At 50.6% G+C, this 15,630-nt stretch carries 12 protein-coding genes; 6 read left to right on the top strand and 6 right to left on the bottom strand.

Going from position 1 to position 15,630, the window contains the following annotated elements; all coding sequences use genetic code 11:
- Positions 1-6: 6 nt before the first annotated feature.
- Positions 7-2,457 (bottom strand): bifunctional aspartate kinase/homoserine dehydrogenase II, encoded by a 2,451-nt coding sequence (metL, locus tag ACN0UN_RS06045; protein ID WP_417659194.1) that lies wholly within the window; start codon positions 2,455-2,457, stop codon positions 7-9.
- 218 nt (positions 2,458-2,675) lie between these two features.
- Between metL and metJ the strand changes: the two genes are divergently transcribed.
- Entirely contained in the window at positions 2,676-3,005 is a 330-nt protein-coding gene (gene metJ / locus ACN0UN_RS06040) for a met regulon transcriptional regulator MetJ (RefSeq protein ID WP_417659193.1), read from the top strand.
- 23 nt (positions 3,006-3,028) lie between these two features.
- Here the strand turns inward: metJ and argH are convergent, their stop codons facing one another.
- Genes argH through argC form a run of 5 tightly spaced genes read right to left on the bottom strand, consistent with a single transcriptional unit; the run spans position 3,029 to position 8,844 of the window.
- On the bottom strand, positions 3,029-4,870 hold the full coding sequence (gene argH, locus ACN0UN_RS06035) for an argininosuccinate lyase (RefSeq protein ID WP_417659192.1): 1,842 nt from the start codon (positions 4,868-4,870) through the stop codon (positions 3,029-3,031).
- A gap of 3 nt (positions 4,871-4,873) precedes the next feature.
- The gene (locus ACN0UN_RS06030) at positions 4,874-6,097 is read right to left on the bottom strand and encodes an argininosuccinate synthase (RefSeq protein ID WP_417659191.1); all 1,224 of its coding nucleotides are present in this window, start codon (positions 6,095-6,097) and stop codon (positions 4,874-4,876) included.
- Entirely contained in the window at positions 6,094-7,008 is a 915-nt protein-coding gene (gene argF, locus ACN0UN_RS06025; protein WP_417659190.1) for an ornithine carbamoyltransferase, read from the bottom strand. Before argF ends, ACN0UN_RS06030 begins: the two co-directional genes overlap by 4 nt.
- 43 nt (positions 7,009-7,051) lie before the next feature.
- The gene (gene argB, locus ACN0UN_RS06020) at positions 7,052-7,816 is read right to left on the bottom strand and encodes an acetylglutamate kinase (RefSeq protein WP_417659189.1); all 765 of its coding nucleotides are present in this window, start codon (positions 7,814-7,816) and stop codon (positions 7,052-7,054) included.
- Positions 7,813-8,844: an N-acetyl-gamma-glutamyl-phosphate reductase gene (gene argC / locus ACN0UN_RS06015; RefSeq protein ID WP_417659188.1), complete on the bottom strand. Its 1,032-nt coding sequence runs from the start codon at positions 8,842-8,844 to the stop codon at positions 7,813-7,815. The genes argB and argC overlap by 4 nt, the downstream gene beginning before the upstream one ends.
- A 291-nt stretch (positions 8,845-9,135) precedes the next feature.
- On the opposite strand from argC, the gene rpmE reads away from it, so the two are divergent.
- The 5 genes from rpmE to ACN0UN_RS05990 all read left to right on the top strand — a co-directional run bounded on the left by rpmE (position 9,136) and on the right by ACN0UN_RS05990 (position 15,567).
- Positions 9,136-9,357: a 50S ribosomal protein L31 gene (gene rpmE, locus ACN0UN_RS06010; protein ID WP_128352648.1), complete on the top strand. Its 222-nt coding sequence runs from the start codon at positions 9,136-9,138 to the stop codon at positions 9,355-9,357.
- A gap of 258 nt (positions 9,358-9,615) precedes the next feature.
- Positions 9,616-10,860: a malic enzyme-like NAD(P)-binding protein gene (locus tag ACN0UN_RS06005; protein ID WP_128352647.1), complete on the top strand. Its 1,245-nt coding sequence runs from the start codon at positions 9,616-9,618 to the stop codon at positions 10,858-10,860.
- An 85-nt stretch (positions 10,861-10,945) separates the two neighbouring features.
- The gene (priA, locus tag ACN0UN_RS06000; RefSeq protein WP_417659187.1) at positions 10,946-13,120 is read left to right on the top strand and encodes a primosomal protein N'; all 2,175 of its coding nucleotides are present in this window, start codon (positions 10,946-10,948) and stop codon (positions 13,118-13,120) included.
- Between the two features lie 150 nt (positions 13,121-13,270).
- Entirely contained in the window at positions 13,271-15,013 is a 1,743-nt protein-coding gene (gene argS / locus ACN0UN_RS05995) for an arginine--tRNA ligase (RefSeq protein WP_417659186.1), read from the top strand.
- A gap of 2 nt (positions 15,014-15,015) precedes the next feature.
- Positions 15,016-15,567: an SPOR domain-containing protein gene (locus ACN0UN_RS05990; RefSeq protein ID WP_417659185.1), complete on the top strand. Its 552-nt coding sequence runs from the start codon at positions 15,016-15,018 to the stop codon at positions 15,565-15,567.
- Positions 15,568-15,630: the final 63 nt, after the last annotated feature.

The following is a 15,630-nucleotide window of genomic DNA, read 5'->3' as shown; positions in this document are numbered from 1 at the left end:
GCGTGGTTAACCTTGATGCCGGTTGCTGAGGCGACTCAGTAACTGGTTCAAGTCAGATTGTACGCCGCCTGCGGTCACTTCTTTACCGGCACCAGGGCCGCTGATAACCAGCGGCATTTCATGATACCAATCGGTATAAATGACAAAAATATTCTCCCCTGGAATCAGATTCGCCAGCATATCGCCCTCTGGAATGTATTCGATTCCAACGCGAGCGCGTACCTGATCATTATCTTGCACCGCGAAGCTGGCCAGCAAACGCGGCACTTTGTCGGTTTGCTGTGCATCCAGATATAAGTGATGCATTGCATCATCTAGCTCTGGCAGGCGCTGCATAAATTCATCCAGTAAGATATCTTCGAGCTGATCGGGCAGCAAACTCTCAACATCGATGTCTTTCCAGTCTAGCTTCAAGCCAATTTCACGTGCCAAGATAAGCAATTTGCGGACAATATCCTGACAGGTTAAATCTTCACGCGGATCGGGTTCACTCAGCCCCCTCATTTTTGCTTCGCGCACCAAGTCACTAAATTTCACATCAGCGTTAAAGTTTTCAAACAACCAACTCATGGTGCCTGAGAAGATACCGGAAATACTGCGAATGGTGTCACCTGAGTTGCGCAGGTCATTCAATGCATAATTTAAAGGCAAACCAGCGCCCACGGTGGTGTTGTAATACCACTCGCGCTCATATTCGCGCTGGATAGTGCGTATTTCCTGATATTGCGATTCACCGGATGCGCCAGCACGTTTGTTGGCACTGATAATATGTAACCCGTTGGCAAAAAAGCTTGGATACAGCTGGGCGACCCCAACGGAGTCGGTCAAGTCAAGCATCACCAGCTCATCATACGGAGCATTCGGTAGCTCAGGGATAAGTTGGCTGAGCTCATAAGGGCGCGCGAACTTATCAAAGCTGGCCTCCCAGTCATCAAGTTCAACGCCGTTATAGTCCAGCCACATGCGGGTTGAGTTCAAAATGCCAATAATGCGCACGTCCATTTGCTCGTTAATCCGCTCACGTAGGCGACGATATAACGACAGCCAGGCACTGCCAATATTTCCGCGGCCAACCACCAACACACCCAAACTACGACGATAATTAAAGAGCTGACTGTGTAAACGATTCAATAAGCGGTTATCGAGCTTTTGCTCCAATATCGCAATAACTGAGTTACTGTCTGGCGAAAATGCCAAACGCCGTAAATTCTGCGCGCTCAATTCAGTTTTAAAGGTGCCGTATTGATCGGTTTCCTGAATGCGTGCACCAACCAGCGCAATCATCGAGTACCCTGCCATTTGCACCACATGGTCGGCTTTATCCACCTGCTCCAACCAGCGCTCTATGTACTCTAAATGATTCTGGTGGTAGGCATAATAAGCGTGGTGCTGGGCAACTTCGTTCCAGCTGATTAACGGCGTTAATTCAAGCGTTTCAAATTGTTCAACCAATTGCGGGTCGCTTAAATCAACCCGAAACAGCACCACATCGGCTAACGAGGTGAGTACTTTACCCTTCGGCTCAGTATCGTTGTATTGGCCAATGCGGGTTTGTTGATTTTCAACCTTCAAGCTGGAACGCACAGCAATTACCATGCGCTCGCGATTAACGGGCTGGAAAGTACGTGGATGCAGAACTGGGCTACCTAAGCGCGCCAGTTCTTCGGCTTCTTGCCAGTCAATAGTTGGCAAGCTTACCACCCGTTCAACTTTACGTGGGTCAGCGGAGTAAACACCGGCTACATCTTTCCAAATGGTCACTTGCTTCGAGTCAATCAGGCTGCCAACCAGCGTAGCGGAATAGTCACTGCCGTTACGGCCTAGAATCAGTGAGTTACCGTCAGGATCGGCACAGATGAAGCCTGTTACAATGAAACGCGTGCCTGGGTGCGGCGCAATGCGATTGAGCAAACCAGCACGTGATATCTCTACGCGAATGTGCGGCTCTGGCGCATCATCGGCAATCAGGAAAGTGCGTGCATCAATATAGTTTGCAGTTACGCCTTGCTGTTCTAATAGCGCGGACAATAAACGCGCGCTCCACAACTCGCCGTACGACAGCAGTTCTGGGCGACGCTTAATTTCTTCTTGACCGTTTAACCAAGCGTACCAACGTTTAAAATCAGTTTGCGACTGTTGCAACACACGCGCTTGTACGTCACCGTTAAGTAATTCACGAATCAGGCCTTGCTGATATTTTTCAAGTTGTTTTAGAAGAACCTCGGCGACACCTTTGTCATCCGATTTTGCATCAATGATTTCGAGAATGCGGTTGGTGGTGTCACCTGCTGCCGAGACGACCACGAGATCACTGGCGCCAGCATATTCAGTGACGATACGTGCCACACGACGGTAACAGTACGCATCAGCCAAGCTGCTGCCACCAAATTTGTGAACTTGAACCGTATCGGCCACGGCTTGGATTTGCTCTGGGGTAACTTGAACCTCAACCGTCATGATGCGCGTGCGTTCTCCTGTGAGAAAAAGTAAAAAAGAAGTCGATTATACGGTGCGTTTTTGTGCCAATAAAGCGCCATTACGCAAGGTTAGCACAAAAAGACGTATAGACAGCTATGCGTATAAAGTTGACTGCGCAAAATTCGGCAGTACAATTCACCACATTGTGCAGGGTTTTTTAGTCACGCAGCAACACTTAGCAAGTAAAGGGGCGCAGTATGGAATGGGACGGCGATTATATCTACCCGTATGTTGAACACGGTAAGAAAAGTGAGCACGTGAAGAAAATAACCGTGTCGATTCCCACGCGCGTACTCAAAGTGCTGACCGACGAGCGTACCCGTCGGCAAATTAAAAACCTGCGCCATGCAACTAATAGTGAGTTGCTTTGTGAAGCTTTTTTGCATGCGTTCACCGGACAGCCACTGCCAACCGATGATGACTTACGCAAAGACAACCCTAACAAAATCCCCAAAGCCGTGCGCGAAGAGTTAACGCGCCGAGGCCTGCCGATTCCAGACGACGCTGAGTTCGACGAGGTCGAATAAGCAAAATACTGCTGTAGGAAATCCTACAGCAGATATTCCAGTGCCGTTTCATCGCAGTTGTCCTTGCGTGGGCACAATTCACAGTCCTTCATGACTTTCTCAGGTAGCTTTTCTTTCAGCGTGATGCGAAAGTTCAGCTTGCCAAAAAACTCCGGCACCCGGGTCAGCACAATGGTACGGGCAATGCCTAGCTCACGCGCCTTCCAAAGCAAAAACGCCACCAACTCAGCGCCTAAGCCCTTGCCTTGAGCATTCTTAAACAGGCCAAGACTGCGAATTTCAGCCAAGCCAGTGCTGTACACATACAATGCCGCACAGCCAACGACCTCGTCATTGATTTCAGCTACGGCAAAGCTTTGAATAGCTTGCAGTACGTCGGCTTTATCGCGCGGCAGGTTTTCGCCTTGATCAGCCCAGTATGCAATCAGTTCGCAGATTTTATCCGCATCGCTTAAACGTGCTTGGCGCACATGTTTGCTGGCAGCTTCGGCCGCGTGCAGCCAATCTTGTGCATGTTTTACCGCAACTTTTACGGCGTTGGGTGCCGTACCGCCCATGGCTTGGCGTTGATTTAAGCCATACTGCAAATCCAGGCTGGCATACACATCCGCATCGATAGCTGGGCACACCTGTTGAAACTGCTCAAGCGTAAGCTGCTCCAGGGCGACACCAAGTTGTTGCGCGTTTACCACCAACGTACCCGTCATATGGTGTGCGTCGCGAAAAGCAACGCCCTTGCTAACCAAGTAATCGGCCAATTCGGTGGCGTTGCTGTAGCCCAAAGCCGCCTGCAATGCAGCATGCTCACGGTTCACGGTAAGTTCCGGCACCGCAAACGCGAGCATCTGCAGGCATTGCAAGTAACTGTGCAGGGCATCAAATAGTCCCTCTTTGTCTTCTTGCATGTCTTTGTTATAGGCCAGCGGTAGCCCTTTTAGAGTCACCTGCATGGCATGTTGATGGCCCAGCACACGGCCCGTTTTGCCGCGTAGCAATTCAAACAAGTCGGGGTTTTTCTTTTGCGGCATCAGCGATGAACCGCTACTAATACGATCACTCATGCTGAAGCAGCCAGATTCGCCGGAGCAGTAAAAAATAACGTCTTCAGCCAGTCGCGATAAGTGAATCATACCGGTGCTGGCGGCGTTCAATAGGTCCAGCACGAAGTCACGGTCAGACACCCCGTCGAGGCTGTTTTCACTGGCATACCGAAACCCGAGTTCATGCGCGAGGGTTTCGCGATTAATGGCGGCTGTCGTGCCCGCCAGGGCACCACTGCCCAGAGGGCAAACATCCATGCGGCGCACTGCTTCACGCAGCCGACTGACATCGCGCTGCAACATGCTGACGTAGGCCATAGCCCAGTGGCCAGCGACAATCGGTTGCGCCCGCTGCAGGTGCGTATAGCCAGGTAACATGGCATCTGTATGCTGCTCTGCAAAGGTCAGCAAGTTTTCAATGGCGGCCAAATTTGCCTTAATCAGATGCTCAGCGAACTGTTTACAGAACAAGCGTAAATCGGTTGCTACAAGGTCGTTGCGGCTGCGCCCGGTGTGCAACTTTTTGGCTGTAGTACCAATGCTTGCAATCAGTTGTGACTCTACCCAACTGTGAATGTCTTCCGCGTCTGTTTGCAGCGGTAATTCCGGTTCCGCAGCAACGGCCTTGGCCAACGCGCCCAGGGCTTGCTGCAACTGCTGGTTTTCCTCCGTTGAAATGAGCCCGGCTGTTTGTAGCGCGCCGGCCCATGCTTGGGACGCCTGAATATCAAACGGCGCCAGCACATAGTCGAACCGCAACGAGTCGTTAAATTGTTTAAATTCAGCAGCGCTCGGCTGACTGAACCGTCCACCCCATAAACTCATGGTTTACTCCTTGCCGCCGTCAGTATGCGCATGTAAAGCACGAATACGGCTGGCCAAACTGTAGAGGCGAATAAAGCCTTCAGCATGTTGCTGGTTGTACACGTCATCTTCGTCAAAGGTTGCGAATGCATTGGAGTATAGACTGTTTGGCGAGCGCTTTTGAGTGACGGTAACGCACCCTTTGTACAGCTTCACTACAATGTCACCGCTCAGAGGTTCAGCAATTTTGGTTGCAGCAGCCAGCATGATGTCTTTGAGCGGCGTAAACCAGCGGCCGTCATACATCAGCTGGGCAAACTCATTGCCTAAACGAATGCGATAATCTTGCGTGGTGCGATCAAGCACCAAGCTTTCTAGACCTTGCAGGGCGGCATACAGCACTTCACCTGCCGGCGTTTCGTAGCAACCTCGAGACTTCATGCCAACCAAACGGTTTTCCACCATGTCTAATCGGCCGACGCCGTGCGCGCCTGCTATCTGGTTTAACTGCAAAATCGCGTCAACCGGCGCAAACGGCTTATCATTAATACGGGTTAACTCGCCTTGTACAAAAGAAAGCTTGAGGTACTCAGGCTGGTTGGGTGCTTGCTCGGGTGCAACGGTCCACGTCCAAACTTGTTCGGTTGGCTCGTTCCATGGGTCTTCCAACTCACCGCCTTCGGTGGAAATATGCCAAAGGTTGGCATCGCGACTATAAATTTTAGTCGCCGAAGCACTGCAAGGAATATTGCGCTCGGCCAGATAAGCTAAGAGCTGTGGGCGTGAGCGCATGTGCCATTCACGCCAAGGGGCAATCACCGTAAGTTCTGGAGCTAACGCAGCAAAGGCGGACTCGAAGCGAACCTGATCGTTGCCCTTACCGGTACAGCCGTGTGCCAGCGCATCAGCGCCAACCTCACGGGCTACCGCAACTTGAGCTTCGGCAATGATAGGACGTGCTAGCGCTGTTCCTAGTAGGTATTGCCCTTCATAAATTGCGCCGGTTTTAAGCGTGGGGTAAATCACTTCGCGGGCCAACTTATCTTTCAAGTCAACGATGTGGCAGCTGCTGGCGCCTGATGCAATGGCTTTTTCTTCAACCCCAAGCAGTTCATCATCGCCCTGGCCGACATCCGCTACAAACGCGACCACTTCACAGTCGTAGTTTTCTTTTAGCCACGGCACAATGGCCGAAGTGTCTAGGCCACCTGAATAAGCTAAAACAACTTTGTTAACGGACTTACTCATGCGTGCTCCCCTTCAAATAAAGTAACTAAAATAGCGTTTTGGGCGTGTAGCCTATTTTCTGCCTGGTGCAGTACCAAGCTACTGGCACCGTCAATCACGTCGGTGGTAACTTCCCGCCCACGCGAAGCTGGCAAGCAATGCATGAAGAATTTAGCACCCAGACGCTGCATCAAATCGTTGTTCACTTGGTATGGCGCAAAGTCGTGCATCACGGCATTGTTGTCTCGCGTTTGACCCATTGAAAACCAGGTGTCGGTGTAAATCGCGTCAGTTGGCTGCAATTGTGCTAAGTCATGCAGCACGGTAATCTGCGCGCCCGTTTGCTGTGCTAATTGTTGTGCCGCCTGCAATTGTTCGGCATCCGGCTCATAACCCAGCGGTGTAACCACCTGCAGTGACATACCCACCAGTGCCGCACCGGTTATTAAGGCCTGGCACACATTGTTACCGTCACCAATGTAAGTTAAATGCACCTTGCTCAAGTCGCCAAATTGCTCTTGCAGGGTGAGTAAGTCAGCCAGAGCCTGGCAGGGGTGACAGCGATCACTCAGGGCGTTAATCACAGGTTTATTTGAAGCCTGCGCCAACTCTGTAAGCGTGTCTTGCGAATAAACCCGCGCGACAATGGCGTCGTGCCACAGCGCTAAATTCGCGCCAACGTCGCTCGCGGGCTCGCGTTCGCCAATCAGATGCTGGGCATCAAGATAGATACTGTGGCCGCCAAGCCGATTAATGCCTGCCGCAAAGCTGGCGCGGGTGCGTAGCGACGGTTTTTCGAACAGCAGAGCAATGCTTTTGCCTTGCAAATAAGTTGACCAAGAAGCTGGCCGCTGTTTCATAGACTGCGCCAGTTGCAATAAATTTGTAGCTTGCTGCGGATCAATGTCCTGCAATTGAAGTAAATCGTTCATCTGTTTAATAACCTACTATTAGAAAATGGTAATCAGCGGCTAATTAGAGGTGGATGCGGGTTCCGGCTGCTTTACCCTGTGCCAATCGGGTTAGCGCTTTGGCGTTTTGCCAGCCGGCCACCGCGATGCTTCGTCGCGATGCTTGCGCGGCTTGAACCGCAGCGTTGAGCTTGACCAGCATGCCATCGCGCACTGTGCCGTCGGCAATGAGTGCGTCGGCTTGCTCGACAGAAATACTGTTAATGAGCGCACCGTGTTTATCCAAAATTCCGGGTACATCGGTGAGTAAAACTAAGTCAGCGTCCAAAAGTTGTGCGACCGCAGCTGCCGCGAGGTCTGCATTGACGTTGAGGCGCTGGCCGTCAGCCGCTGCCCCGATAGAACTTAAAATGGGCACATAATTATGGGCTAATAGCAGCATGAGCAACGCGGCATTATTCGGGTGAGGTACGCCAACCGCACCCCGGCTGTTGTCAATATCGCAGCGTACGGACAGTCCGTCGGCTAAGGTAAGGCCCACCGCGTTTAATTGGTGCTGTTGTGCCAGCGAAACCAACTGCGAGTTAATATCACCAGCTAAAACACCCGCCACAATGGGCATCTGCGCAGCAGGCGTGATGCGTTGCCCATCAACTTTCAAGCTGGTATGCCCCAGTTGCAGCAACAACTGTTCAACTTGGTCGCCACCACCGTGTACCAATACCAACGGGCGCAATTGGGCAAGTTGTTGCACTGTACTGAGTAATGCTGACAAGTTCTTCGCGTTTTGCAGCACACGACCACCTAGTTTGAGTACGAGTGTGTTCATACCACACCTCCGCGCGAAGTCAGGCCTAAGGTTGCCGGTAATTTAAAGTAATTGTTGACCAGCTGTACCGCCTGGGCTGCTGCGCCTTTGAGCAAGTTATCAATGGCGGCACACAGAATAAGCTGCTGACCATGAACAACGGCATGAATGTCACAAAATGCGGTACCCACAACGTCGTTAATAGTCGGTGGTTGCTGCCGCATACGCACAAGTGGATGTGCTGCATAAGCCGATTGCAAAGCTTGTTCAACCATCTGCTGGGTTATATCGGTTGCTAGCTGTGCATAAATGGTGGCCAAAATGCCCCGCTTAAAATTACCGAGATGGGGCACGAAGAGCACGTCACTACCGATACTTTGCGCAATTTCGGGTTGATGCCGGTGTTGTGCTACGGCGTAGGCACCAAGACTCACCTCACAAAAACTGGTGTGAGCGGCGGCTTTTCGTCCCGCACCCGAAACACCGCTAACGGCATTCACAATCGGCGTGCCCTGAATAAACTCCATCACCGGTTTTAACGCAAGTGCGGCAACCGTTGGGTAGCAGCCGGGCACTGCAATGAGCTGCTCGGAACCTTGCAGCGGCGTCCACTCTGCCAAACCATAAGGAATATGTGTGGGCGTATCAGCCGTGCGTTTAAATCCGTAAGCACGTTCATGTGCCGCGTTGTCGTGCAAGCGAAAGGCACCGGAAAGATCAAATACAACCAGTCCAGCTTTAATTAATTGGGGGGCCAGCTGTGCGCTTGCTTCATGGGGCAGCGCTAAAAAAACCACCCGAACTTGCTGAGCGAGTTGGCTCAGCAAGTTCGAGTGCCAAGGTTGCAGAATGACATCAAGCTGTCCCGCTAACTGGGGATACAAACTAGCAATAGGCTCTGCTTCTTCGCGCGCGCTGGAAGAAAATGCATGGATAAGTGTGAATTGTGGATGGTTATGCAGCAGCCAGACGAGCTCAATGCCACTGTAGCCACTTGCGCCAAATACTGCACACGGTATTGTATTGCTGTGCTCCACCAAAAAACTCACTCAACCATTTAAGAAATAACATGGCTGAATAATAATGCATATAAATTCATAAAACAAGAATAAAAATACATAATTCGTTAATGGTTATTCGTTATTGGTTATTCGAAAAAGCGCAACCACGAGTAACGATTAACGAATAACGAGTAACGCTCTTGATCTTAAAGCCCTTGGCGCTTATAATTCGCGCCCTAATTTGCTGCGTTGATTAATAAAGCAACGCATTTTTTAAACACAATTTGTATGGTATCCGGCAAAAGATCGGATGGCGATGCAGCCTAACGAGGTAATCCCATGAAAGCAGGTATTCATCCAGAATATGTTGAGCTGAGCGTATCATGCTCTTGTGGTCATTCTTTTGTGACCAATTCAACCAAAGGCGGCGAGTTGCACTTGGACGTATGTTCAGAGTGTCACCCATTCTACACTGGTAAGCAGCGTATTATGGATACTGGCGGTCGTATCGAAAAATTCAACAAGCGTTTCGCAGTGTTGGGTGGCAAGAAAGAGTCTTAATTCAGACGCTTCTGCACAGATTTACAAGAAAGGCGCCAGAAGGCGCCTTTTTTATTTCCGATATCCTCTCTAGCCAGCGGTTTTATTGAAAAAACCGATGGTGTCAATTTGTACAATCCAAAATATTCAAAGCTTTTCATAAGCCATTATCAGGTAAGATGTCTTATTGAGTGGATTCCCTCTACAATGTGGGGTATTCATAGACGTTATTTTCTCTATTCCTGTTTTCTCTATATCTAAAATAGGTATGCTCATATTATGACCGACTTTCGCAAGCAAGCTTTGGATTATCACGCGTATCCAACCCCTGGAAAAATCAGTATTGAATTGACCAAGCCAGCTGAAACCAGCAAAGACTTGGCGCTAGCGTATAGTCCGGGCGTAGCAGAGCCGGTTCGGGCGATTGCCGAAAACCCCGACGATGTGTACAAGTACACCGCTAAGGGCAATATGGTTGCGGTAATCTCAAACGGTACAGCGATATTGGGGTTAGGTAATCTCGGCCCGATGGCCTCTAAGCCCGTTATGGAAGGTAAAGCATTATTGTTTAAGCGCTTTGCTGGGCTCGATTCGATTGATATTGAAGTAACCCATCGTACTACCCAAGACTTTATTAATACCGTGGCCAACATTGCGGACAGTTTCGGTGGTGTAAACCTCGAAGATATTAAAGCCCCGGAATGCTTTGAAATTGAGCAAGCGCTGATTGAGCGTTGTGAAGTACCAATTTTTCATGACGACCAACACGGCACCGCCATCGTAACTGCCGCTGGCCTCTTAAATGCGTTAGAGATTCAGGGCAAAGATTTACGCAAAGCTCAAATCGTTTGTCTTGGTGCTGGCGCTGCTGCCATTGCATGCATGGAATTATTGATTAAATGCGGTGCGCAACGCGAGCACATCTACATGCTCGATTCCAAAGGTGTGATTCATACCCGCCGGGAAGACCTCAACGAATACAAAGCGTTATTTGCCAATAACACCGATAAGCGCACACTTGAAGAAGTGATCACGGAAGCCGATGTGTTTGTTGGTGTGTCGGGGCCTAACCTGTTGTCACCAGATGCGTTAAAACTGATGGCCGCGAAGCCAATTGTTTTCGCCTGCTCGAACCCTGATCCGGAAATTAAACCAGAGCTTGCCCTGGCGGTACGCGACGATTTAATCATGGCAACCGGCCGTTCAGATTATCCAAACCAAGTGAATAACGTGTTGTGCTTCCCGTTTATTTTCCGCGGTGCGCTGGATGTTCGTGCAAAAGCCATTAACGACGAGATGAAACTTGCCGCTGTGGAAGCAATTCGCACCTTGGCAAAAGAACCTGTTCCAGAGGCGGTTTTGAAAGCTGCAGGCGTCGATAAACTGGAATTTGGCACTGAATACATCATCCCAAAACCACTTGATCCGCGTTTGCGTACACGCGTTTCACGCGCAGTAGCGGAAGCCGCAGTAGCTTCTGGCGCCGCCCGCATCGCGTTACCCAAAAATTATATGAAAGACTAACGCCGTTATTCGTTACCGTTCTTCGCTAGTAATCAATCACGAATAACGATTAACGATTAACGATTAACGCGGTAAACTCTGGCGCATGGCATTTATTATCCAAATCGCGCTGCCCGTTCCACTGCCGCGCCTCTTTGATTACGACAGCGACACTCTACCTGTGGTGGGTGCTCGCGTGCGCGTACCCTTCGGCAAACGCGAGTTAATTGGCGTTTGCGTGGGTGAGGCCAGTGCGCCGGATGATAGCTATCAGCGTAAGGCGGTTATCGAAGTTATCGATGAGCATGCCGTATGGCCCGCACCCATGTGGCAACTTTTGAACTGGGCGTCTGACTACTATCATCACCCCTTGGGCGACGTGATTCAAAATGCCTTACCCGTATTGTTACGCCAAGGCGAGCGCGCCAGTTACCAAGCGACAACCCGTTATCAAGTCACTGAGCAAGGTGCTGCAGTTGCGTTGAATGACTTAAAACGCGCCGCGCAGCAACAGCGTTTATTGGCCGTATTGCAACAAAAAGCATTGCTGAGTCGCGATATCCGCATGCAGGAATATTCGCCATCGGCACTCAAAGCGCTGCAAGAAAAAGGCTGGGTTGAAGCGGTTGAGCACATTCCCGCAGCAGCACAAAGCTGGCAGTTTGAAATTGCTGCTGAACCGTTGCAGTTAAACCCCGAACAAGCACTCGCGGTGGCAGCAATTGGTGCCGCTAAGCAGGCACAAACGTATTTGTTGCAAGGGGTAACCGGCAGCGGGAAAACCGAAGTTTACTTGCAAGCCATGGCAGACGTTCTGCGACGCGGCAAACAAGTGTTGGTATTGGTACCAGAAATTGGCCTGACGCCACAAACATTACGCCGCTTCCAAAAGCGATTTGCAGTGCCGGTAGTGATGTTGCATTCCGCCTTGAGCGATCGCGAACGCCTTGACGCGTGGCTTGATGCGCGTGCTGGCAGTGCTGCCATTATCATCGGAACCCGCTCCGCAATTTTCACACCCTGTAAAGCGTTGGGCATGATTATTGTCGATGAGGAGCATGACGGCTCGCTCAAGCAGCAAGATGGCTTTCGCTATCACGCCAGAGATATTGCGGTGATGCGCGGTCATGAAGAGCAGGTTCCGGTAATTTTAGGTACGGCCACGCCGTCGCTAGAAAGCCTGAATAATGCATTGAATAAGCGCTATGCGCACCTGCAACTGAGCCAGCGCGCGGGGCAAGCAATCGCGGCCAAGCATGTGTTGATGGACATTAAAAATCTGCCGCTGAAAGCCGGGCTTTCGCAGCCACTGATTCAGTTGATGGGCGAGCACCTTAAAGCTGGTCAGCAGGTTCTATTGTTTTTAAATCGGCGCGGTTTTGCGCCCGCTCTTTTGTGTCATGAATGCGGTTGGTTGGCGCAGTGCCGGCGCTGCGATGCGTATTACACGGTACACCAAGGCAAACGGCAACTGCAATGCCACCATTGTGGTGCGCAACAGCCCATTCCAAGACAATGCCATGACTGCGGCTCGACCCAGCTCATTGGTCGCGGTGTTGGCACCGAGCAGTTGGAACAAACCCTGCACGAGAAGTTTCCGGACTATCCAGTATTGCGCATCGACCGCGACAGCACCCGCAAGAAAGGAAGCTTGCAGCAGCACCTGGAAGACGCGCGGGATAATAAATATCCGATTCTGGTGGGCACCCAGATGCTCGCCAAAGGCCATCACTTTCCTGATGTCACCTTGGCGGCGCTGCTCGACGTCGATGGGGCGCTTTACAGTGCTGATTTTCGTGCGGCGGAACGACTCGGCCAAATGTTCACCCAAGTTGCGGGCCGTGCTGGGCGTGCAAGCAAGCCGGGTACTGTCGTGCTGCAAACGCACCACCCTGAACATGAGTTAATTCAAGACCTAATCAATAACGGCTACAGCCACTTTGCAGAAACTGCGCTGCGGGAGCGGCAGCTAACGCATTTGCCGCCATTCAGTCAGCATGCTTTATTTCGTGCTGAAGCAAATAACAGCGAAGCGGTTATCGCCGCTTTAGAAGGCATTGCAAAGTTATTCCCAGTGCGTGATGACGTGATTGTGCTGGGCCCAATACCCGCGGTGATGGAACGTCGCGCCGGGCGCTACCGTTATCAATTGCTGCTACAAACTGAGCAACGCGGCTTACGCGCACAACTATTGCGCTACGTATTGCCGCACCTTGAAAAGTTACCGGAGTTACGAAAGGTGCGTTGGTCGCTCGACATCGACCCACAAGACTTTAGTTAGTCCGCAAAAGCATATAAAATAACGACCTTGTTCGCTTCGCTCATCGTTATTCGTTAATCGTTATTAGTTATTCGCTCGAGCCAAACACGAATGACCAACAACTAATAACGAGTAACCAATAACGACTAACGTTTTTAAGGTTTTTTATTCATGAAAGAACAGCTGGAATCCTTACTTGCCACCGCCGTGGCCACCCTGCAACAACAAGGCACGCTGCCTAATGACGTGCACGCTCGGATTCAGCTAGACCGCCCCCGCGATAAAAGCCATGGCGATTTTGCAACCAATCTGGCGTTGATGTTGGCTAAGCCCGCCAAAATGAATCCACGCGCGTTGGCAGAAGCGTTAATCGGTGCGTTGCCTGAAAACAGCCTTGTGGCCAAAACAGAAATTGCCGGGCCGGGCTTTATCAATTTCAGCATCAGTCAACAGCAGCTGATTGATCAGCTCGAGCATGCCTATACCGATGCCCATGTTGGGGTGCTGCCAGCTGCCGAAAGCCAAACGGTGGTTATCGACTATTCGTCACCAAACCTTGCTAAAGAAATGCACGTGGGCCATTTGCGCTCAGCCATTATTGGCGATGCGGTTGCTCGCGTTAAAGAGCTGCTTGGCCATAAGGTGATTCGCCAAAATCACGTGGGTGACTGGGGTACGCAGTTCGGTATGTTATTGGCGCACATGGAAGAGCTCGACAATGCCGAACTGGACATGGAGTTGAGTAACTTAGAAACCTTTTATAAAGCCGCAAAAAAACGTTTTGATGAAAGCGAAGAGTTTGCAAAACGTGCGCGAGAGCTGGTGGTTGCGCTGCAATCCGGTGAACCGAAGTGCCGGGCGCTATGGCAACAGTTTATCGATGTGTCCTTGAGCCACTGTCAGGAAGTGTATGATCGCCTTGGGGTGAAGCTGACACGTGCAGACGTTATGGCCGAGAGCGCCTATAACGATGATCTGGCACAAGTGGTTGAAGACTTAAAAGCACAAGGCCTCTTGGTTGAAGATCAAGGTGCACAGTGCGTATTTTTAGATGAATTTAAGAACAAAGATGGCGAGTCATTGCCAGTTATCGTGCAAAAGTCTGGCGGTGGTTATTTGTATGCCACGACCGACTTAGCCGCTGTGCGTTATCGTCAAAACGTACTTAAAGGCGACCATTTGATCTACTTTGTCGACCAGCGTCAAGGGTTGCATTTCCAGCAGATTTTCACGCTCGCCAAAAAAGCAGGCTTTGCCCGTGAAGATTTGCAAATGGACCATTATGGTTTTGGCACGGTTATGGGCAAAGACGGACGCCCGTACAAGAGCCGTGACGGCGGCGTAACCAAGCTGGCCGACTTGCTCGATGAAGCAGAAAAGCGCGCGTTGGAACAAGTGCAGCGTAAGAACACATCACTGAGTGCCGAAGAGCAAGCCCATGTGGCGAAGGTAGTTGGTATTAGCTCAGTGAAGTATGCTGACCTATCTAAGAACCGCACCAGCGATTATATTTTTGATTGGGACACCATGCTCAGCTTTGAAGGCAACACCGCACCTTATTTGCTGTACGCGTTTACCCGTGTGAATAGTATCTTTGATAAAGCTGGGGTAAACCCAGATAATATCAGCGGTGAATTTAGTTTGAATGACGAGCGTGAAATTGCGCTGGCGAATATTCTTGTGCGCTTTAACGAAGTGATACATAACGTATCCGATAAAGCCATGCCGCATTTCTTGTGTGGCTACCTGTATGATGTTGCTGGTGCGTTCTCAAGCTTTTATGAAGCGTGCCCGATTCTGCAAACTGAAGACGAACACTTACGCCAAAGTCGCCTGAAACTCGCTGCTCTTACCGCGAAAACCTTGCGCCAAGGTCTTGATTTATTAGGCATTCCAACGCTCGAGAAGATGTAAGCATGGATTACGCAAATCGGAAACGTCCGCCAAAACGTACACCGCCTAAAAAACAGAGCAAGAAGACAGCGAAGCCTGCGGTATCGTGGTGGGTTGTGCTGTTGGCTGTAGCTCTGGTTGCTGGGTTTGTCTGGTTTCTGGTGACTATTTCTGGTAAATCCAATCAAACCGATCCGGCGCCAGTCGTCACGGATGTGCCGGAAAAACAGCCGGCGCAAGAAATTAAACCCATACCTGATATGCCAGAAGAGCGTTACCAATACCCAGATGTACTGGAAAATCAGGAAGTGATTGTGGATGTGCCTGAGCGCGAAATTGGTCCGCCTAAACTGATGCAGTGCGGCTCATTCCGTAACTTAAGTGATGCGGAACAAATGCGTGCAATGATTGCCATGATTGGGCTTGAGTCATTAATCCGCACGACTGATGGCGGTAACGGCGTCTGGCACCGTGTGGTATTAGGCCCCTATGAAACGAAGCGTGATGCCGAGCGCGATCGCCATAAACTTGAGCGCGGCAACATTCATGGTTGCCAAATTTGGAACTGGAATTAACCCTGCCCCCATTGAATTTCACAAATACGACCTCATAACTGGAGCATAGCAACCAAGAGGACG

The sequence above is a fragment of the Pseudidiomarina sp. genome, assembly GCF_048267825.1.
Classification (GTDB): Bacteria; Pseudomonadota; Gammaproteobacteria; order Enterobacterales; family Alteromonadaceae; genus Pseudidiomarina.
Note: the sequence above shows the minus strand (reverse complement) of the source record. Positions and strands in the feature narration are given on the sequence as shown.